Origin of the sequence: Mycolicibacterium helvum (genome assembly GCF_010731895.1) — a bacterium.
Taxonomy (GTDB): domain Bacteria; phylum Actinomycetota; class Actinomycetes; order Mycobacteriales; family Mycobacteriaceae; genus Mycobacterium; species Mycobacterium helvum.
Window position 1 is genome coordinate 6,135,783 of record NZ_AP022596.1, and the last position, 19,493, is coordinate 6,155,275.

General features: G+C 67.4%; 22 protein-coding genes and 1 tRNA gene. 14 read left to right on the top strand and 9 right to left on the bottom strand.

Translation table 11 applies throughout. The features are described from left to right. The first annotated feature begins 45 nt into the window (after nt 1-45). Nucleotides 46-131, top strand: a tRNA-Leu gene (locus G6N38_RS28900). A gap of 26 nt (nt 132-157) precedes the next feature. On the opposite strand, the gene G6N38_RS28905 is transcribed toward G6N38_RS28900, so the two are convergent. Continuing rightward, entirely contained in the window at nt 158-1,306 is a 1,149-nt protein-coding gene (locus G6N38_RS28905) for a tyrosine-type recombinase/integrase (protein WP_163751509.1), read from the bottom strand. Next, on the bottom strand, nt 1,293-1,865 hold the full coding sequence (locus tag G6N38_RS28910; RefSeq protein ID WP_246228116.1) for a helix-turn-helix domain-containing protein: 573 nt from the start codon (nt 1,863-1,865) through the stop codon (nt 1,293-1,295). The genes G6N38_RS28905 and G6N38_RS28910 overlap by 14 nt, the downstream gene beginning before the upstream one ends. 119 nt (nt 1,866-1,984) lie before the next feature. Here G6N38_RS28910 and G6N38_RS28915 point away from each other — a divergent pair, with 119 nt between their 5' ends. The 9 genes from G6N38_RS28915 (at nt 1,985) to G6N38_RS28955 (ending at nt 5,764) form a co-directional block, all read left to right on the top strand. Next, nucleotides 1,985-2,182 carry a helix-turn-helix transcriptional regulator gene (locus G6N38_RS28915; RefSeq protein WP_163751511.1) on the top strand — a complete coding sequence of 66 codons (198 nt, stop codon included), beginning with the start codon at nt 1,985-1,987 and terminating at the stop codon, nt 2,180-2,182. Then, entirely contained in the window at nt 2,179-2,475 is a 297-nt protein-coding gene (locus tag G6N38_RS28920) for a hypothetical protein (RefSeq protein WP_163751512.1), read from the top strand. The genes G6N38_RS28915 and G6N38_RS28920 overlap by 4 nt, the downstream gene beginning before the upstream one ends. After that, the gene (locus tag G6N38_RS28925; RefSeq protein WP_163751513.1) at nt 2,456-3,259 is read left to right on the top strand and encodes a hypothetical protein; all 804 of its coding nucleotides are present in this window, start codon (nt 2,456-2,458) and stop codon (nt 3,257-3,259) included. The genes G6N38_RS28920 and G6N38_RS28925 overlap by 20 nt, the downstream gene beginning before the upstream one ends. Further along, nucleotides 3,256-3,510, top strand: a complete 255-nt coding sequence (locus tag G6N38_RS28930) for a hypothetical protein (RefSeq protein ID WP_163751514.1) — start codon at nt 3,256-3,258, stop codon at nt 3,508-3,510. The genes G6N38_RS28925 and G6N38_RS28930 overlap by 4 nt, the downstream gene beginning before the upstream one ends. Beyond that, on the top strand, nt 3,507-3,788 hold the full coding sequence (locus G6N38_RS28935) for a hypothetical protein (protein WP_163751515.1): 282 nt from the start codon (nt 3,507-3,509) through the stop codon (nt 3,786-3,788). The genes G6N38_RS28930 and G6N38_RS28935 overlap by 4 nt, the downstream gene beginning before the upstream one ends. After that, on the top strand, nt 3,785-4,078 hold the full coding sequence (locus tag G6N38_RS28940) for a hypothetical protein (protein WP_163751516.1): 294 nt from the start codon (nt 3,785-3,787) through the stop codon (nt 4,076-4,078). The genes G6N38_RS28935 and G6N38_RS28940 overlap by 4 nt, the downstream gene beginning before the upstream one ends. After that, nucleotides 4,075-4,368: a hypothetical protein gene (locus tag G6N38_RS28945; protein WP_163751517.1), complete on the top strand. Its 294-nt coding sequence runs from the start codon at nt 4,075-4,077 to the stop codon at nt 4,366-4,368. Before G6N38_RS28940 ends, G6N38_RS28945 begins: the two co-directional genes overlap by 4 nt. 55 nt (nt 4,369-4,423) lie before the next feature. Further along, complete coding sequence (locus G6N38_RS28950; protein WP_163751518.1) at nt 4,424-5,209, top strand: aldehyde dehydrogenase; 786 nt, start codon at nt 4,424-4,426, stop codon at nt 5,207-5,209. Between the two features lie 225 nt (nt 5,210-5,434). Then, nucleotides 5,435-5,764, top strand: coding sequence for a hypothetical protein (locus G6N38_RS28955; RefSeq protein ID WP_163751519.1), 330 nt, complete (start codon nt 5,435-5,437; stop codon nt 5,762-5,764). A 152-nt stretch (nt 5,765-5,916) separates the two neighbouring features. On the opposite strand, the gene G6N38_RS28960 is transcribed toward G6N38_RS28955, so the two are convergent. After that, nucleotides 5,917-6,858, bottom strand: coding sequence for a hypothetical protein (locus G6N38_RS28960; RefSeq protein WP_163751520.1), 942 nt, complete (start codon nt 6,856-6,858; stop codon nt 5,917-5,919). Nucleotides 6,859-6,994: 136 nt separating this feature from the next. Between G6N38_RS28960 and G6N38_RS28965 the strand changes: the two genes are divergently transcribed. Next, the gene (locus tag G6N38_RS28965; protein WP_197748153.1) at nt 6,995-7,186 is read left to right on the top strand and encodes a ribosome modulation factor; all 192 of its coding nucleotides are present in this window, start codon (nt 6,995-6,997) and stop codon (nt 7,184-7,186) included. Here the strand turns inward: G6N38_RS28965 and G6N38_RS28970 are convergent, their stop codons facing one another. The 5 genes from G6N38_RS28970 to G6N38_RS28990 all read right to left on the bottom strand — a co-directional run bounded on the left by G6N38_RS28970 (nt 7,187) and on the right by G6N38_RS28990 (nt 10,493). Then, on the bottom strand, nt 7,187-7,762 hold the full coding sequence (locus tag G6N38_RS28970; RefSeq protein ID WP_163751522.1) for a type II toxin-antitoxin system VapC family toxin: 576 nt from the start codon (nt 7,760-7,762) through the stop codon (nt 7,187-7,189). Continuing rightward, nucleotides 7,755-8,567 carry a hypothetical protein gene (locus G6N38_RS28975; protein ID WP_163751523.1) on the bottom strand — a complete coding sequence of 271 codons (813 nt, stop codon included), beginning with the start codon at nt 8,565-8,567 and terminating at the stop codon, nt 7,755-7,757. Before G6N38_RS28975 ends, G6N38_RS28970 begins: the two co-directional genes overlap by 8 nt. 275 nt (nt 8,568-8,842) lie before the next feature. Beyond that, complete coding sequence (locus tag G6N38_RS28980; RefSeq protein ID WP_179968462.1) at nt 8,843-9,754, bottom strand: tyrosine-type recombinase/integrase; 912 nt, start codon at nt 9,752-9,754, stop codon at nt 8,843-8,845. Continuing rightward, entirely contained in the window at nt 9,751-10,095 is a 345-nt protein-coding gene (locus G6N38_RS28985) for an amino acid aminotransferase (protein WP_163751524.1), read from the bottom strand. Before G6N38_RS28985 ends, G6N38_RS28980 begins: the two co-directional genes overlap by 4 nt. 80 nt (nt 10,096-10,175) lie before the next feature. Continuing rightward, a complete protein-coding gene (locus G6N38_RS28990) occupies nt 10,176-10,493 on the bottom strand; it encodes a BRO-N domain-containing protein (protein WP_246227506.1) in 318 nt (105 codons plus the stop codon). 601 nt (nt 10,494-11,094) lie between these two features. On the opposite strand from G6N38_RS28990, the gene G6N38_RS31075 reads away from it, so the two are divergent. Further along, a complete protein-coding gene (locus tag G6N38_RS31075) occupies nt 11,095-16,872 on the top strand; it encodes a PE family protein (protein ID WP_163751525.1) in 5,778 nt (1,925 codons plus the stop codon). Nucleotides 16,873-17,017: 145 nt separating this feature from the next. Here the strand turns inward: G6N38_RS31075 and G6N38_RS29000 are convergent, their stop codons facing one another. Continuing rightward, entirely contained in the window at nt 17,018-18,001 is a 984-nt protein-coding gene (locus tag G6N38_RS29000) for a TerC family protein (RefSeq protein WP_163751526.1), read from the bottom strand. Between the two features lie 56 nt (nt 18,002-18,057). On the opposite strand from G6N38_RS29000, the gene G6N38_RS29005 reads away from it, so the two are divergent. Together G6N38_RS29005 and G6N38_RS29010 are read left to right on the top strand one after the other, a co-directional pair. Beyond that, on the top strand, nt 18,058-19,092 hold the full coding sequence (locus G6N38_RS29005) for an acetamidase/formamidase family protein (RefSeq protein WP_163751527.1): 1,035 nt from the start codon (nt 18,058-18,060) through the stop codon (nt 19,090-19,092). Continuing rightward, nucleotides 19,089-19,493 carry a RidA family protein gene (locus tag G6N38_RS29010; RefSeq protein ID WP_163751528.1) on the top strand — a complete coding sequence of 135 codons (405 nt, stop codon included), beginning with the start codon at nt 19,089-19,091 and terminating at the stop codon, nt 19,491-19,493. The genes G6N38_RS29005 and G6N38_RS29010 overlap by 4 nt, the downstream gene beginning before the upstream one ends.

Below are 19,493 nucleotides of genomic sequence, written 5' to 3' on the forward strand. Positions count from 1 at the left end.
TGATCCGTTAGCCTTAAGCGCCCCTGGGCTGGTCTTCAGGGGAAGGTCCGAGTGGCGGAATGGCAGACGCGCTAGCTTGAGGTGCTAGTGCCCTATTAACGGGCGTGGGGGTTCAAGTCCCCCCTCGGACACAATTTTCTCGAGCGCATCAGCGCAGCTAGACGGCGGTTTTGGTGCGCGAGCGGCGACGGTCGGCAGGCGCTTTGGACACGGTTTGGACACTGCCCGAAATTCTCGCGTCCAGATTGACGGCCACCGCGTCGAGGTCGCTGTCGAACAGATCGGCGTAAATCCGAAGCGTCACGCTCGGGTCCTTGTGGCCGAGCATCCGCGACACCGCAAGAACATTCGCGCCGGAACTGACAGCCAGGCTCGCGCAAGTATGCCGAAGATCGTGCGGAGTGATCGTCTGCACTCCGGCACGCTCGACCGCCCGGTTGAACCACCCCGTTGAGTCATAGCTCGGCCGCTTCAAATAGCCGCCGGCGCGGGCCGGGAACAGTAGGTCGTCGGCGGTGCGGTCCTCGCACCGGACGGCCAGCCGAGACAGCACCGACGCCGCTACCGGCACCATCCGGTTCTCCTTGCCCTTCGTCTGCCCGACCTCGAACTGCTGACCGACTTGGACAGCGTTGCGATGCACCGAAATGCGCCGTTTGAGGAACTCGACGTCGGCGACGGTCAGGGCGATCGCCTCACCCCAACGCAACCCGGTGAACGCCAGGGTCAGCACCAGGTCGGCGTAGCGGCCGGATTCCTCGGCCAGCCGGCACACGTCGTCCTCGGTGAGGTAGACGTGGCGCTTCGGGGCCTTCGTCGGCTTCTCGCCGCGCTTGAACCGGCGGGCCGGATTGAACACGAGCGCCCGGTGCTCGACCGCGTCGTCGAGGATGCCCGCCAGGATGCCGACGGCGCGATTGACCACGGTCGCACTGGACCCGTCGCGGGTCATGGACGCGGCCCACGCTTTCACGTCCAAGATGTCGACCTTGTTCACCGGCACCCTGTCCCACTTGGCCGCGACGTGTTTGGGGTACGCGTAAGCGATGGTTCGGTAGTAGGACGGCGATAGCGTCTGCTCCTGCCGTGCCAGCCATCCGACCGACAGATCGCCGACCGTCACCCGGCCGCGCGCTGGTGACACGAAGGCACCCTCGGCCTTCGTTGTCTCAACCTTCGAGCCCCAGGCCGACGCATCACGCTTAGTGGTGAAACCACGCTTGCGGCTGGTAATTCCGCTCGGCTGCCGGTACCGGACTTCCCACCGCTCCCCCGCGGCCGTCGTGTAGCGCTTAATCGTCGCCATCGTGGTCCTGGTCGCCGTCGTGCAACGCCGCGAGCTCGGCTTCGAGCCTGCGGATCTGATCGTCGTAGTTCGTGATCAGCTCACGGTCGCGGTCGAACTCGCCGCGGATCAGCAGCATGCTTTTGGCGCTCTGCGCAGACGCAAGCTCTCGTGACAACCGCAGAGCCCGCGTGTTGTTGAGCCACACGTTGCCGTCGTTGCGAGCCTGCGGAATGTCCGCCCAATACCCGAGCGCCGAGAACCATTGCGCTGCAGCAAATTCCGTGAGTTCACGACCGGGCAGCGCTTCAATCTCGCGATCGTAAGGACCGGGATAGAGCAGCGCGACGGGGGATGTATTCAGTGCGTGCGCGAGCACCAGGAGTTCCTGCACCGTGACCGTCTTGCGCTTACCCGTTTCCAACTCGCTGATCGTAGGCCGTGAGATCCCCCAGCCGTATTTGGTCGTCCGTTCTGCGAGCCATTGCGCAGAGCGTTTGCCGCGGAGCCGCCGAACTTCGGCGCCGATTCGCTTGGTGACCGTCGCTGCCCAATCGGACTGGTCATCACTTGTCGTCATTTCCGACACGCTACGGCGTTGTGGCGTGAATATCCATCAGTGTGCTATTCCTTGCAAGGCAATCCAGCAGAATCAACACATTCTGCTGACTTCACCTACATGACGGATGGAGAAATACGATGGACCTACCGGAGGTCGTCACCCCGAAGCAGTTGGCCGAGTACTTCCAGACGACCGAGGCATCGTTAGCCCAGGATCGTTACCTCGGTCGTGGTGTGCCGTTCATCAAGGTTGGAACCAAGCGCGTCCGATACCTCCGCAGCGACGTTCTGGCCTACCTCGAATCGCAGCGCCGGACGCAAACCGGTGTGGCATGACCGAGCCAGAGTTGATAGCTCAACATCTGGCCGGCTCGCCGTGGTTCCCGTTGTCGGCATCGGGGGGCCCGGTAGCTGCGCGGGAGTCGGTCGCTCACGTAGAGGTCGATGGCAACGCGATCACGATCCGCGTAACGGATGCCGTCGGCGCCAAGCGTGAGTACCAGGCCCGCGTGGAACCCATCACCGGCCAATGCCAGCACTGCACCGTACCCGTCGACCGTGGCGACACCTGTGCGTTCTGCCTCGACTACGTGCCACCGGAGTCCCCGCATGTCCGACAACAAGATTGACGGCGCTCGTCGATCGGCGGATGGCACCGTGGAGCCGCCCAAGTTCCTGAAGGTGCGGCCCGCCGACATCGGCCGCGTCGGTGTGCTCGGTGCCGCCATCCTGGCGCTGGTCCGATACGTGATCGCGTTCCCAGACGAAACCGACGGCCGCAAGATAGTCGACGGCGAAATGTGGTGGTGCGCATCGCACGACGACATCGGCCGAGCGCTCGGCGGCGTGCATCGCGATTCGATACGTCGAGCGCTGGCCAAGCTGCAAAGCGCGGACGAAATACTGACGATTCCAGCGGACAGGCGCTACGGCGACCGGGCCCACGCGTATCGAGCCCCTGACCTCCCATTACGCGGAATGCAACAAGGGTCTGAGCTGCCATTACGCGGAATGCAGCAAGGCATTACGCGGAATGCAGCAAGCAGCTGCGGCGAAACACAACAAGCAGCTGACGCGAAACACAACAATCTTCCTCTTACTAAAGAACTAGAAGAAGAAGGGAGAAGCGCCGCCCCGCCTTCGCTGCAATCAGCTAACGGCAAACCGACCTACAGCCCGCGGTGTCCGAAGCACATTCACGATGAGAATCCGCCGGCGTGCGGTGGATGCGGACGGGCGCGCGAGGCGTCCAAGGCATCCGCCCAGACAGCCCAGGAACGCGAAGCCCAACGGCGCAACCAGATCCGCGACGCCATCGATGCATGCGGGGACTGCGATCAGGTCGGCCGGCTCGACGACCTCAGCGACTGCCCGAAGCACCCGAACTTCCGCATGATCGCGGTCAGCGCATGAGCCACCGCAGCGATATCGAGCAGACCGGGCGCAAAGCGCGGTACGCCGCGATCCGCCGGTGCAGACATTGCGATCCCTGCGGCTGGCGCCTGCTCCCCGACGGCACACCCATCGACCCGGCCGTCCGGTGTGACCACAACAGCCCACCGTCGGCGCCGGCATCGGGGCGGGACATCACCGAGCCCATCCACAAACCGGATCTGTTCTCCGAGCCGCTACACGATCTGACGGCCCCGAGGAGTAAGCCGTGAACTGGAAGTCCATGGCCGCGTTGATCGCTGGCATCCCAGACCTTCCCGGCGCGCGCTGCAAGGGCAAGGCGGATCTATTCGAGGCGACCGTCGGCGTGCGTCCAGTCGACGGTCGACCCAGCAGGGACGAACTCGAGAATGCTCGCAGCGAGGCTCTGCGCCTATGTGAGACGTGTCCGGCATTGGATGCCTGCGAAGCCTGGCTCGACGGCCTGCGGCCCACACGTCGCCCGCGCGGCGTCGTCGCCGGCCGAGTCGTGAACACCGTGAACAGATGACCGATCTCGACCGGCAACTCCTCGGCGAAGCCGCCTACGTAATCCGCGACGCGATCCACCGGCTGAACGTCAGCCGCGAACAGATCCCGCCCCGATGGCCGCGACTGCTCGACGCCCTCAACAGGCGTTTGTCCGCGGGCGGACATCGCGATCGGGTCGACCTGTCAGCCTTGAAGACGAGCAAGCAACTCGCCGCCGAATGGGGTTGCACGCCAAGGACAGTGACACGCAAAGCCGAAGCGGCCGGCGCCCGCAAGGTCAACGGCTGGATTTTCCCGGAGGGCACATGAGCACCACCAGCGAAGACGAAAAAGCATTCGCACGAACACTTTTCGCACCCGACGACGATGACGGCGTTCAGGCCCTACACAACCTGTTCGAATCCGACCATGGGCAGGCACAGGGCGCAGAAGTCGACGACGGACTCGACGCGCAGCACCGCTTCGCCGCGGACCTCTTCGCACCTGAGGACCCCGACGCCGACATCCTCCCAGGCCTCAAACCTGGCAGGAACGTCGGCCGCTGGCGGCACCCCGAACCCGAACCCGTCGACAGAGGTCCCTGGTTCGACCGCCGGTAACTCGTCGGCGCCCAACCCACCACGCAACCAAAAAGGAACCAACGCAATGCTTCACATGCTCTCAACGAACACCCACGCGATGACCGTCACCCGCACCGCCGAAACCCTCGGCATCCCGCTCCCAACCGGCTACGTCGAACAAATCGCGGAGGTCGACGCATTCACAGCCGCAGTCGCCCAAATTGCCGTCACGACCGACCAGCTGCACGAAGCGGTCCTGGACGCGATCGCAGACGGAAGGGACTACCACGCGGACGAAACCGTCCAGCGGCTCGCGCTGGATCGGTCACTGACGGCGCAGAACATCAGCGCCCACCGCGCCCAAACCCGCGCCGACCAGATGCGCAGAGCCGCGCTCGCAGACTGGGCCGACGAGATACTCGAAGACTGGGCCGACGCCCTCGGACCGCATTCGGCCGCGCTCGTCGACGCCGCCGCAGACGCCAACCTCAGCGATCTGACGGACACAGCCGCCGCCGTCGCCAAAGGCGGCGACACCATGGACAAACTGCACCACGCACAGGTCGCCGTGAAGGCCTGGACAGCGGCAGTCAACGGCTTTTTCTCGCTGGCCAGCATCTCTAGCGTCGGCTACAACGGCGACGCCAGCGTGGCGATCTACACCCCTGCACGGCATTCGGACCTCGCCCCGGCGTTCGCGTTGGCCGACAAGTCGAGGACCGATGTCGATGCGTGGACGCTGGCGCGCTGCGGCATCCCGCTCGACCTTGCGACCCTCGGCGACTTCATGTCGCGCGCCGCAACGTTCAACGCAGACCGCGAGACCGAGGCCCGCGCTGAGAAGGAGCAACTCAAACAGCGCGTCGCCAACAGCTGGTAGCCGCGGCCCACACACAGCCTCGCGGCTGGCGCGCGTTTGACGTAGGCGCAGCGCCGCCGCGAGGCCCCAGGAATCGACGACGAGGACCAGGACGTGAGCACCAGCCAGCGGCCGCCAGCACCCAGGGCGGGTGACCCCACCCCGCCCCCACAGCCGCACCCCATGGCATAGGCACTGCTCCCCCCGACCAGATTTTTTCTATACCCAGCGGAAGGGAGTTGTGACGTGACTGAGCGGAGGTTGCGTGCTGTGGCGGCGGATGAGAAGGCGCCGGCGAAGCGGGCTGCGCGGAAAGCCGCGCCGATGTCGGTTTTCGATGCTGCGAGGAGTGGTGATCGGCGAAAGCTGCTGGTCGCGTTGCAGCATCGGATCGCCGAGACCATCGACGACCCGAAGACTGCGGGCCCGGCTTTGGCAGCATTGATCAAGCAGCTGCGCGATATTGCCACCGAGATTCAAGCGATCGACGCGGCCACAAGAGCGAACTCGGCCAGGCCGCCGAAGTCGGTGATCGCCACGACGCCCGACGCGGCGTGGGACGAGTCCATGATCTGAGCGCCGGCCGTGCCCGCCATCCGGTCGGCGCCGTGGTCATCGTCGTCGGCGAGGGTCGCAGGCGACCTGCACGGCAACTTCGCGCTACGCCACCCGGAGTGCCACTTCGGCCGTTCGGCGAGGAAGAATTGACTTCGCGACCGCACCTTCCATCAGTAATCATCCTGAGAAGCAACATGATTTGGTCGTCGGGTGGGCACGTCAACGTTTCCGGAGAATGACGCCTGCGGTCCGCGATGGGTGGCCCGGACAGCGCCGTCCTCGCCATCTCTTGCCGGCCGCTCGTCATCCCGCAGTCGCGAGGCCTCCTGGCTATGCGCCAAAAAGTTTCTAAGTCGCTTGTACATGGGCCGCAAAGCCTCGTCGCGTGACGCCATCTCCAACAGCGTGTCCATGTCTGCCGATGTGAACCGACCTTCGGAGGTCTGCCGTGCGAACAGATCGGCCAGATTCGCGATCGTTGCGTCTTGGGGAGGAGCCTGCCGCCGTCGTTCCCGGAGAACAAGCCGCTCGACCACGTTCTCCATCGACGCCACGGACTGCTGAATGTCGGCGAGGGCGATTTGATTGGGGTCGCCCGAACTCCTCAACTTGTCGAGGTCGATCGAAATTGTCACCGGACTGATTACCTTGTAATCGTCGCCGGCGTCGATAATCTCCTTGGCCGCCGCGCGAACTGACATCTTCGCCTCATGCATGCTGTCTGGGTTCGTGGTGTCGTAAAAAACGGTCCGCAGCGTGGCGACGTCGAATGGAATCTTCTCGCCGTCCTTGATCATGTGGATGAACGGCTTCTTGACGGCATGCCGCAACGCCAGCTCGTAGAAGACATTGGGGTTGTGGTCGGTCAGGTCGGCGACGACTAGGTCGGCATTGAGCAGCTCGGTCACGATCTGCTCGGTGATGATCCCCGACCCATTCATTGTGTCGGCGCGGCGAACCGTGAAGTCGAACGGTTCGAGCGCTTCCCCGACGATGTACTTGCGGACGTGATCGCTCCGCAGGCGTACCGGACTTCCCGCATCGCTAATAGGTGACACGATGAAGCAAGATCTCTGCGTGTGGGCGGAGGCCTCTGTCGGGTTGGACGTCATAGCGGGCATTCTCACACGATCAGCAGCGGCGACCGACCGATTCTGGGAGGCCACCGCATTCTTCGCCACCGGTCCCCGGTCGTCGGCATGGGATCCGCCAAACCGGACCGGCACGCTGCATCATGGCCGGGTGAATATGCGGCAGGCTGCGACGTGCGCCCTATACGAGGGCAGGAACGCCGAGATAGGCGCGGCGAACCCCTACCGCGGACGATTCGCGCTGGCCGCGTGCTGGCAGCGCGGCTACATGACGATGCTGACGATCAGAACCGCGGCGACGCCGGCGCGCCAGAAATACCTCCGGGCGCGTGCTGGCGGCGACGCGTAGCTACTCGCTGTCCGACGAGCCGGTCGGCGTCGCGTCGGCGAGCTCGGCCTGATCGGCGTCCGCCAGCTCGTCGAGCAGATCCCGCTCCCACACCTCGGCGGGCCGCATTACCTGCACGCCGTCGACGTTCTGGCCGATCGGAAATCCCTCGTCGTGGGTCATCAGATAGCTGCATCCGAGCCGAACGGCCGCCGCGAGGTGTGTGGCGTCCGCGCCGCCGAGCCGCTTGTTCGGTGCACTGAATTGCTGCCACTGCCGGGCCAGGCGGGCAGCGTCGCGGCCGAGGAACCTGTCGATGTCGGTCCACTGTGTCGATACGGCGGTGAACCACCCGCGGACCTGCTCGTTGATCGACTCGCTGCCGTCCCGGACGACCGAAATGCAGTTCACCTCGGCTTCTAGCAGTGCCGATGCCGCAAGGATCACCCGATCAGCGTTGACAGCATCGAGGACGGCTTTTGCGCTTTCCCACCTTGGCCGCCCGGTCTCTTTGTGCTCGTCCTCATTCCTGGCGAGCAGGTCGATGTATATGCATGTGTCGAGGTAGACCAGCGGGGCCGGCTCGGGCTTAGTCATCCCGGAGCCTGTCTACGAACTCGTCGACCGTGACGTTTCGGAACAATTCGGCGGCCGCGCCGAGCAGGTCGTCCGTCGCGGGCCGGCCAGCGTCGTCTTCGGGCATCGACTCGATGCGCTCGACGTCCATGCGGATTGCCTGTCCGCGAACATTGCGCTTAATCTTCCCGCCGAGCGTGACGCGGTGACGCCAGACGTCTCCGGCCACGTCGGCGAGGGCCGCCGGCGCTTCACCGTCGATCGCCGCTCGAGTCAACTCGTCGCGGATCGTGAGCTTCACTCGGCCGGCGCGTAGCTCCTTCACGCCGAAGACACGGCCGGTCACCGTGCCCCATGAAATCTCGAACGGCTTCACCGCGGCGGCGGCGTTCTCCTTGACCGACTCGTCGAGGTCGACCTTCTCGCCGCGCTCACCGTTGTAGGTCGCCAGCGATACGCTCTGAACGCCGTCACGCGGGACCGACAGGCCGGCCAGCCGGTTGACCGTGGCCGGGGTGAACAGTCGTGGCACGGAGGGTTCGGTTTGTAGAACGTGCGCACCATCGACGAGCGCCTGGACCGGCACGAGCATGTCCGACAGGTCGCGCTTGGCCTGCACGTTCCTCGCCTCAAGGCACACGATCAGGTTGCCGCGGCGATGCCGTAGCGAGGCGAGCACCCACGTCGCGCGGGTCTCGTTGGCGATGTAGACCTCGTCGATCTCCCGTAGCGAGCGCACGATTTCGTCGAGCGTGCGGGTGAATCGCGATACCTCTGCCCGCTCGCGGCCCTGGTGAAGGGTGACCTCTAACCCTGTCGCCGCCATGTTCTTACGGTAGCGGCGGGTTGTGACCGTCGGGCCGCAACGTGGTATCGAGCAGGAAACGGCGGAAGACCAGCGTCTCGTGCTTTCGGTTTACTGCGGCTCCCGGCCCGTCCTGACCGAGCGTCTTGCGGTTGTCGTCAACTGGTCCACTTGGACCAATTGGAAAGATCGCGGGCAACGGTCTGATGACCGACGTCCAGCATGTCGGCGATGGCGCGGTTGGACACGCCGGCGTCGGCCAGGCCGGCGACGAACTCGCGGCGCCGCGGAACCGGCTAATCGCTAACCGCGGCCATCGCCGCGGCGCGAATCTCGTCGGAGTCGACCGCGGTGTACCGCTCCGTGGTCGCGACGCTCGAATGTCCGAGCAGCACTTGCACGGCACGCAGGTTGCGGGATCCGCGGTAAGCGCGGGTGGCGAATCGGTGGCGCAGCGTGTGCGCGGTCCAGTGATCGGGCAGCGCGCCGGCCATCAGCTTGCCGACGTGCTGCGGTGTCAGGTGCCCGTCGTCGTCTCCGGGAAACAGGTAATCGCCGCCGTCCGTGACGATGGGGTATGTCTGGCATAGCCCATCGGCAATACCCTCTGTCGGCCGTAGGGTATTCGCCGACCGGACTCCCTTCGCGATCGCCGCAGCCAGGTCGTCGCCTATCGGCACAGTGCGCAGCTTGCCGCCCTTGCCGTGGACCAGAAGCTCAGCACCGGCCGGCCCGCGAGTGAGGTCGCGGCGGTGCACGCGCGATATCTCGGCGCGACGGAGACCCGCTTCGGCGCCAAGCCTCAGCATGAGCCCGACGCGCGGATCCGCGGCGGCGATGGCTGCGGACCACGCCGCGTCGGGGGCGGGCCGAGGCGCCGGCGCAGCCGCGCGCATCACCGGAAGCTCGGCCGCAGGGTTTGTCGGAAGGTGGCCGGTCCGGTGCGCCCACCCGAAGAACGAAGCCGCCGTGTTCCGGTGGCCGCGGCGTGTCTCGATGCTCCACGTCTTCCGTCCGAACCACGCGAGGATTCCGGCCGTCGTGACGCGCACCGGTGCACACCGGAGCCCGCGCGCCATGTAGGCCAGATGCCCGCGGCGGGTCGCGAGTGTGGCCGGCGACCGGCCCGCGCCGGCCTCAGCGCTGAGGTAAGCCGAGATTAGGTCAGCCCACGCCGGCGGCAACGGCCGGCGTGCTGGGCCGCTCACATCACGCCCAGCACGATCGCGGCGACGTCGAGCGCCTGGGCGATGCCTTCGGGGTTGGCGCAATGCCGATCCCAGTAGCCGGCACGCATCGAGCCGGCTCGGATCCGCAGCGAGCCGACGGGATCGTCGTCCGTGAGCGCGTCGTAGGCGATCGCCGCGGCGGCGAGTCGAGCGTCATCCCATACAAGACCGGCGAACGCGCCTTCGACTTGGAGGGCGCCGGTGAGGTCTTGCAGCACGGCACGTAACGCGGTGCCGCCGACGGCTTCCGCGGCTTGAACGATGAGGTCGAGCGCGGCGGATTCAGGGTCCGCCGGCGGGGTGCTGATAGTGGTCGTCATGCACCGAAGCTAACCTCACAGATAGCGAATTGCCAAGGGCTACACGGAAAGTCGTACATATGTCGTCACCAGTGCAAATGTCAGATTCGGGCATATGTCGGGATCGGCGCAAATGCCGCACGGATGGCCGGCAGTACTTCGCCGGTGATCCAGCGCCGGAACGCGACGGCTTCGGGTTTGTCCGACCGGATCACCACTTCGTACATGCCGGCTTCGTTGACGACGGTCACGTTCGGGTTGCCGCGAATACCCTCAGTCAGCCGTAGGGTATTCACGACGGCGGCGTCGAGTCGTGCAGTGACGTTGCGCGGGTTGACGATTTCGAGCACGCGGCATAGATCGGCGAGCACGAACCAGGGTTCGCCGTCGAACATGACGACGCCGGCGAGCGTGGACACCGTTTGGACACAAACTGCGCGAAAACCAGTGCATCTGCGGTGATTTGCAGTGACGTGTTTCCGCAGATAAATGCCTTTTCGAGCCCCTGAGCTGGGGGTCTGCGGGGGTTCAAGTCCCCCCTCGGACACAGAGTAGGCGTTATGGCTCAGGCAGGCCTGACCTAGCGTTGAAAAGCGCACCGCGAGCAAAGCTCGTCCCTCACACCCCCATATGTGAGACACGTTCGGCCCCTTGGCCTTTCCCAAAACGCAACTCTGGGGCCATTTCTCCAATGGCCCCAGAGCATTCCGTCGCAGAACCTAACGCGACACTGATTGCGATGACGCCATCGTGCTGACCACCTATCCGGTTCTTCCCGCCGTGATCGGGATTGGTGAGGATCTCCAGCGATCCAGCAGTGCTCATTGAATAACCCCACACCAACGCATCCATTGGTTCGAGGGTCGCTGATCGACGCCCAAACGGCTAGTAGCGTCACGCCTGGCAACTTATGGTGCCGCACTCGTTGATCCGACCGATAATCCGGCGTAAACATCCCTGAACTGGCATGATCTCCATGCCTAGACCGTGCCGGCACCTATGACTGATCCGGAGGATTGTATGTCCACAGCAACATCTCGTTTAGCCGTGGGCCGGGTGGGTGCGCTGGCCGTGGCACTGGGAATCGGTGCGGTGGTTATCGCACTGCCAGGAGCTGCGGCGGCGGATGTGGCGTCGGCGGGATCGGGAGCCTCAGGACGCTCGCATGCGGCGGCGAGTTCATCGGGGAGCAACGGTCACAGCTCAGGGTCCACCGCGAAGTCGGGTTCCGGCGCGAAGACCTCGTCATCGAAAGCAGCGACGCCGTCGGGTAAACACTCCGCCCTGACCCGATCAGCGACGACCGTCCCGGCGTCGGTCACGGGGACCGTACGGCCGATACAGGATTTCATCGCCCTCTTCGTCGGCAATGGCACCGAATCCCACCCCAATGCGGGTTTACTGCTCGGCAACGGCTACTCATGGACCGCTCAAACCTGTAATACAGGCACGGCCTGCAAGGGCGGCCGGGGCGGCTTGATCGGCAACGGCGGCGATGGCTATAACGGCGGTAACGGCGGCGCGGCCGGTCTAATTGGCAATGGCGGTGACGGCGGCGACGGCATCGCTACCGTGAACAACGGAAACGGCGGAAACGGCGGCAACGGCGGGGTCCTCTACGGCAACGGCGGTAATGGGGGGGCTGGCGCGTATTCCACAACCGCGAGTGTCAACGGTGGAAACGGCGGAAACGGCGGCCGTACCGGGATTTTCGGGCTTTGGAGTTCGGGCGGCACAGGTGGCGCGGGCGGAGCGGGAGGCGCCCACGCTGACGGCGGCCGTGGCGGCAACGGGGGCCACCTGGGCTTTTTGTCACTGCTATCCCACGGCGGCGATGGCGGGCAGGGCGGAGCGGGCGGCACCAAAGCCCATGGCGGCTCAGGCGGCACCGGTGGCGGCGCGGGCATCGTTGCGTGGTTCGACCGTGGCGGCGCGGGCGGCCACGGTGGCACCAGTGGCGACGCAGGGAATGCGGGCGACGGCGGCACCGGCGGCCAAGGCGGCGTTCTGGCGGTGCTGTCGGTGGGCGGCAATGGCGGTGCGGGCGGAACCGGAACGACAGGCGCCTCCGGAGCCATCGGCACCCCGGAGAATCCAGACGGCGGTGACGGCGCCCGGGGCGGCAAAGGCGGCAATGGCGGGATCGGTGGCGGGGTCGGTTGGCTGTCCCTGTTGAGCCTGGGCGGAGCTGGCGGAGCTGGCGGAGCTGGCGGAGCTGGCGGGACCGGCGGCACAGGCGGCACGGGTGGTGCGGGTGCTCGCGGCAGAATCGGCGAAGACGCAGGGTCCGATGGTGGTGATGGTGGTGATGGCGGCAACGGGGGTGACGGCGGCACTGGCGGGACTGGTGGTGCGGGCGGCCGCGGGTCGCTGATCCTCGGATTCCTTGGTGGCGGCGGCACCGGCAGCACCGGCACGGGCGGCGGAGGTGGAGTCGCGGGTGCGGGCGGTGACGGCGGTGACGGCGCCGACGGCGACGCCGCCACACCCGATGGGGGCAATGGCGGAAAGGGCGGGAACACCGGCATTGCAGGAAGGTCGGCTACCGGCGGCTCCGCGGCCGTGACGCTAGCCGCCACAGGTAATGGTGGTGACGGCGGAAATGGCTGGAATGCAACAACATCCGGTGCCAACGGCGGCAATGGCGGTTCGGGTGGCACCGGCGGCAACCGCGGTAACGGTGGTCTCGGCGGCAACGGTGGCAACGGGGCCAACGGCACCACGAGCGCCGATCCGAGCATCGCTGGCACCACCGGCGGGGCGGGCGGAAACGGTGGTGCCGGCGGTTCAGCGGGTGCCGGGGGCACCAATGGCAACGGCGGCAACGGCGGCGCCGGTGGTGCCGGTGGTGACGGCGCTAACGGCACCGACGCCCTCACCGCCGGAACCAACGGAACCGACGGCGGCCAGGGCGGCCAGGGCGGTCACGGCGGTAACGCGGGTGCAGCCGGAACCGGCAGCGGCATCGCAGCAACCCAGGGCATCGGCGGCGCCGGCGGTCACGGCGGCAACGGCGGCAACGGCGGCACCGGAGCCAACGGCACCGACAACACCGCCAACACCGGAGTCGCCGGCGGTGACGCCGGTGACGGCGGCAACGGCGGCAACGCCGGCACCGGCGGTGCCGGTGGTACCGGATCGGTCCACGGCCTCGACGGCGCGGCCGGTAACGGTGGTCTCGGCGGCAACGGCGGCAACGGTGGTTTCGGCGGCACTGTTCTCAACGCCGGTGATGACGGCACCACCGGCGGGGCGGGCGGAAACGGTGGTGCCGGCGGTTCAGCGGGTGCCGGGGGCACCGGTGGTGACGGCGCTAACGGCACCGACGCCCTCACCGCCGGAACCAACGGAACCGACGGCGGCCAGGGCGGCCAGGGCGGTCACGGCGGTAACGCGGGTGCAGCCGGAACCGGCAGCGGCATCGCAGCAACCCAGGGCATCGGCGGCGCCGGCGGTCACGGCGGCACCGGCGGCAACGGCGGCACCGGAGCCAACGGCACCGACGGGGCGGTAGCCACCAACGGCGGTGACGCCGGTAATGGCGGCAACGGCGGCAACGCCGGCACCGGCGGTGCCGGTGGTACCGGATCGGTCCACGGCCTCGACGGCGCGGCCGGTAACGGTGGTCTCGGCGGCAACGGCGGCAACGGTGGTTTCGGCGGCACTGTTCTCAACGCCGGTGATGACGGCACCACCGGCGGGGCGGGCGGAAACGGTGGTGCCGGCGGTTCAGCGGGTGCCGGGGGCACCAATGGCAACGGCGGCAACGGCGGCGCCGGTGGCACCGGTGGTGACGGCGCTAACGGCACCGACGCCCTCACCGCCGGAACCAACGGAACCGACGGCGGCCAGGGCGGCCAGGGCGGTCACGGCGGTAACGCGGGTGCAGCCGGAACCGGCAGCGGCATCGCAGCAACCCAGGGCATCGGCGGCGCCGGCGGTCACGGCGGCACCGGCGGCAACGGCGGCACCGGAGCCAACGGCACCGACAACACCGCCAACACCGGAGTCGCCGGCGGTGACGCCGGTAATGGCGGCAACGGCGGCAACGCCGGCACCGGCGGTGCCGGTGGTACCGGATCGGTCCACGGCCTCGACGGCGCGGCCGGTAACGGTGGTCTCGGCGGCAACGGCGGCAACGGTGGTTTCGGCGGCACTGTTCTCAACGCCGGTGATGACGGCACCACCGGCGGGGCGGGCGGAAACGGTGGTGCCGGCGGTTCAGCGGGTGCCGGGGGCACCAATGGCAACGGCGGCAACGGCGGCGCCGGTGGCACCGGTGGTGACGGCGCTAACGGCACCGACGCCCTCACCGCCGGAACCAACGGAACCGACGGCGGCCAGGGCGGCCAGGGCGGTCACGGCGGTAACGCGGGTGCAGCCGGAACCGGCAGCGGCATCGCAGCAACCCAGGGCATCGGCGGCGCCGGCGGTCACGGCGGCACCGGCGGCAACGGCGGCACCGGAGCCAACGGCACCGACAACACCGCCAACACCGGAGTCGCCGGCGGTGACGCCGGTAATGGCGGCAACGGCGGCAACGGCGGCACCGGCGGTGCGGGCGGCGTCGGCGATACCGACGGTGACGGCGGCACCGGCGGCAACGGCGGTGCTGCCGGCGACCCCGGCAACGGCGGTAACGGCGGTAACGGTGACTCCGTCACCATCGACGGCAGTAACGGCGGCAAGGGCGGTAACCCCGGTGCGGCCGGTCAAGGTGGCAGCGGGGGTAGCGGGGGTAGCGGCCTTGTCTCCGGTGAGAACGGCGCGGACGGCGCTACGGTGACCGGCCCGGCCGGTAACGGCGGCAAGGGCGGTGACGGTTACGACGCCGGCGCCGGCAGCGGCAAGGGCGGCGCCGGAGGTGACGGCGGCATCGGCGGTGCGATCGGCAATGGCGGTGACGGCGGTGACGGCGGTGACTCCGTCGACGACAGCGGTGGCGCCGGCGGTGACGGCGGTGCGACGGTCAATACCGGAACCGTGGCCACCTACGGCGGCAACGGTGGCAACGGTGGCAACTCCGGCATTACCGTCGGTAATGGCGGAGCGGGTGGCGATGGCGGTGCTGCCAGCAACGGGGTCGGAGGCAACGGCGGTAACGGTGGCAGCGGCAACCAGGTCGGCGGTACGGGCGGCCGCGGCGGCAACGGTGGCGATTCCACGAGCGACGGCATTATTGCTGCGGTCGGCGGCAACGGCGGTGACGGCGGCTGGTCAGAGGGGGCCACCGCCAACGGTGGCCAGGGCGGTCGTGCCGTCGTCGCCGACCCAACGTCCTCAACGACCGCCACCGGCGGCAATGGCGGAGCCGGTGGGACCGGCGGCGGCGGCGTAAAGGGCGGCACCGGCGGCGCCGGCGGCGAGGCGGAGAACTACGGCCTGGGCTCGGCCACCGGTGGCCATGGCGGAGTTGGCGGTCTCAGCACTGTCTACAGTGCCGGCGGATCAGGCGGGACCGGCGGCGCGGCGGTGGCCCATGGGGACGGTGATGCCATCGGCGGCGCTGGTGGAGCCGGCCACGTGGGTTCCGGTGACGTCTCTGGAAGCGGAGTCGGAGGAACAGGCGGTAACGGTGGAGCTGCGACCGTAAACGGCTCCGGGACCGCCATCGGCGGCGTTGGGGGCGAGGGCGGCGCCGGCTATTACCTTCTTGGTCGCACGGGCAATGGTGGTGCCGGTGGAACAGGTGGAACCGGTCACGCCACCGGCGATGGCAACGCAATCGGCGGAACCGGCGGTGCCGGTGGAGCCAGCCCTAACGCCGGCGGCGGGGCGGGTGGCGATGGCGGTAACGCGATCGTCGACGGGGACGGCGACGCCACCGGCGGCCTCGGCGGTGACGGCAACAACGGCTCCGCGGGCGGTGCGGGCGGAAAAGGTGGACAAGCCTCCGCCGTCGGATCCGGCGACGCCACCGGCGGTGGGGGCGGATCCGGGGGCAAGGGCTTAGCCACCACGGCTAACGGCGGCAAGGGTGGCGACGGCGGTAGCGCCACCCAACCCGGCACCGGTAATGCTTACGGAGGTAGAGGCGGTAACGGCGGTGACGGCGGTATCAGCCCTCTCGCGGGGAAGGGCGGCAACGGCGGCAACGGGGGGCAGGCCTCCATCACCAACCCGTCCTCGGCCGCCGATGCCGTCGGCGGACGCGGTGGCGATGCTGGGGCATCGCCCCATACCGCCGGTACCGGTGGAGTTGGCGGCGCCGCAGAGACTTACGGGATCAGCGGCAACGCGACCGGCGGTCAAGGCGGCGCCGGCGGCCAAGGCGCCGTCGGGGGCACTGGAGGAACCGGCGGAAGCGCCCAGGCCTACAACACCCCGGGATCGGATGCATCGGCGACCGGCGGAACCGGCGGAACGGGCGGAACCGGGGGCTACGGCCTCTTAACGGGCGGCCTGGGCGGCAACGGCGGAGTTGGCACCAGCTGGACCTCCGGCACTGTCACCGGAGGCACCGGCGGCGACGGCGGGGCGACGACCAGCCCAACGGCAGGCACCGCAGGAACCGGCGGCAACGGCGGGGAGGCCGACGCGTACGGCACCGGTGCCGCCGTCGGCGGCTATGGCGGCAACGGCGGCAACGGAGGGGCCAACGGCGGCTATGGCGGTGACGCCAGTGACTCCATCATCTGGAATGCCAATTCGTCAGCACCTGCCTACGGCGGCAACGGCGGCAACGGCGGCAACGGGCACGTCTACCCTGGGTACGGCGGAAACCCGAGCATGGGCAACACCCTGGGTAGCGGGATTACAACCGTCGGGAACGGAGGCCAAGACGGGGTCATCGTCTGACCCAACAGCCTTCTCCGGGTTCGCAGACGGTCATCGTGCGCTGCCAGCGAGCGCGCTGCGCACGCATGATCATCAATATGCCTTGAAAGCATATTGCGCACCGGGCTCGACGGGTTGACGTGATACCAGGAGCATCGAACGATTACTATCCGGCGCTGGCCCGGCCCCGGGTCTTGGCCAGGCTGGCCACCGTGGTCACCAGCAGCACCACGCCAATCGCGCCGATCGACATGCCTGTGGAGATCACCGGCACCGCAACGTGTTGGCCGCCGTTGATGAACGGCAGGGTGTTCTCGTGCAGCGCGTGCAGCACCAGCTTCACACCGATGAACGCCAGGATCAGCGCCAGCCCGTAGGACAGGTACACCAACCGGTCCAGCAGCCCGCCAATCAGGAAGTACAACTGGCGCAGCCCCATCAGCGCGAAGGCGTTGGCGGTGAACACGATGTAGGGCTGCTCGGTCAGGCCGTAGATGGCCGGAATCGAGTCCAGCGCGAACAACACGTCAGTGAACCCGATTGCGATGAGCGCCAACAACATCGGCGTGACGGCTCGTTTGCCGTCGAGTTTGGTGAGAAATTTGTCGCCGTCATAGTCGTCGGTCGTTGGGACCAGCCGGCGCACCAGGGCGATGATGCGGCTGTCGCGCTTCTCCTCGACCTCCTTCTCGTGGCCGGCCTCCTTCGCCAGTTTGACGGCGGTGAGTACCAAGAAGATTCCGAAGAGGTAAAACACCCAGCTGAAGGTGTTGATGGCCGCCGCGCCGACCGCGATGAACCCGGCCCGCATCACCAGCGCCAGCACGATGCCGATCAGCAGCAGCTTCTGCTGGAACTCCCGCGGCACCGCGAAAGTCCCCATGATGACCGTGAAGACGAACAGGTTGTCGACGGACAGCGCCTTCTCGGTGACGTAACCGGCGAAATACTCACCGGCGAACTGGCCGCCCCATAGCCACCACACGACGAGCCCGAATACCACCGCCAGGCCGATGTACACCGACGACCAGATCGCCGATTCGCGGAACGTCGGCTCGTGCGGCACCCGCACGTGCGCGTAGAAGTCGAACACGAACAACCCGAGTATCACCGCGCACGTGATGACCCACACCAGTACCGAGACACTCATGACAGCCATTATCTCGCTGCGACAAGACTGGCGTGCGCTGGCAAGATCTGACGCTTATGACGGTGCACCGCCTTCCGGCGACGGCCCAGACGGTGCATTGGGGATATTTCGACCCACGACAGGCTCCCGCGCTGACCGTCGAATCCGGTGATCTGGTGGCGATCGAGACGCTGACCCACCACGCCGGTGACGCCCCCGATCTGCTGATGGACGAACACATCTCGCGGGTGTTCGCCGAGGTCGACGACCGCGGGCCGGGACCGCACATTCTCACCGGACCGATCGCGGTCACCGGGGCGCGACCTGGTGACGTGCTGCAGGTCGACATTCTGGAGGCCACCCCACGGCTGCCCTACGGTTCCAATCTCGCCGGCCATTGGGGCTACCTGTTCAACGAGATTCCCATCGAGCGGGTCACCGTCTACGAGCTGGACATCGACGCGTTGCTGGGGCGCGCGCTGTTCGGCTACGACTGGACCGCCACCCCGCTGGCCAATGAGCCCGGCACGATCGTCACACCCGATCCCGCGCGCCGGGAGCCTGCGCTGCCCGGCGTGGTGGTGCCCTTGCGGCCGCACTTCGGCACGATGGGCGTGGCACCGGCCGATCCGGTGCGGGTCTCCTCGGTGCCGCCGGGCAATCACGGCGGCAACGTCGACAACTGGCGCATCGGCGCCGGTGGCCGGATGTACTACCCCGTCCAGGTGGCCGGCGCACTGCTGTCGATCGGCGATCCGCACGTCTCGCAGGGCGACGGGGAGGTCAGCGGCACCGCGTTGGAATCGTCGCTGAACGGCTTGCTGCGCTTGACGATTCGCCGCGATCTGCCGTTCACGGCGCCGGTGTTGGAGACCGCGACCGAGCTACTGGTGCACGGATTCGGGGACAGTCTGGACGCGGCGATGAAATGCGCGACCCTGCGCACGCTGCACCTGCTGCAAAGCCACTTCGGGTTGTCCGGCGCCGATGCGTACTCGTTCATGTCGGTAGCGGTGGACTTCACCGTGACGCAGGTGGTCGATCAGCGTCAGGGTGCACACGGCCGAATCGACAAACGGTGCTTCCCACGCTGGCACAATCCAGCGGCATGAGTGGTATCCAGGCGTACACGTTCACCCCTGCCGACGGCGTTCCGCCCGCGGTGGCGCCGTTCTCGCACGCGACCGCGGCCGGCCAAACCCTCTACGTCACCGGGCAGATGCCGACCGACACCACTGGGTCGGTGGTCGGCGATGACGTGGCCACCCAGACCGATCAGGTGCTCGCCAATCTGCTGCGGGTCACCGAACTGTGCGGCGGCGGGCTGGCAGACGTGGTGTCGGTGCGGGCATTTCTCACCGACTGGACCGACTATGGGGCGTTCAATGCGGCGTACGCGCCGTGGTTTCCCGACCGGCTACCGAGCCGGACCTGTGTCGGCACGACCGGGCTGGCGGTCGGCGCGCTGGTCGAGATCGACTGGGTCTGCTGGCGGGCCGACGGTTGGGCCTGA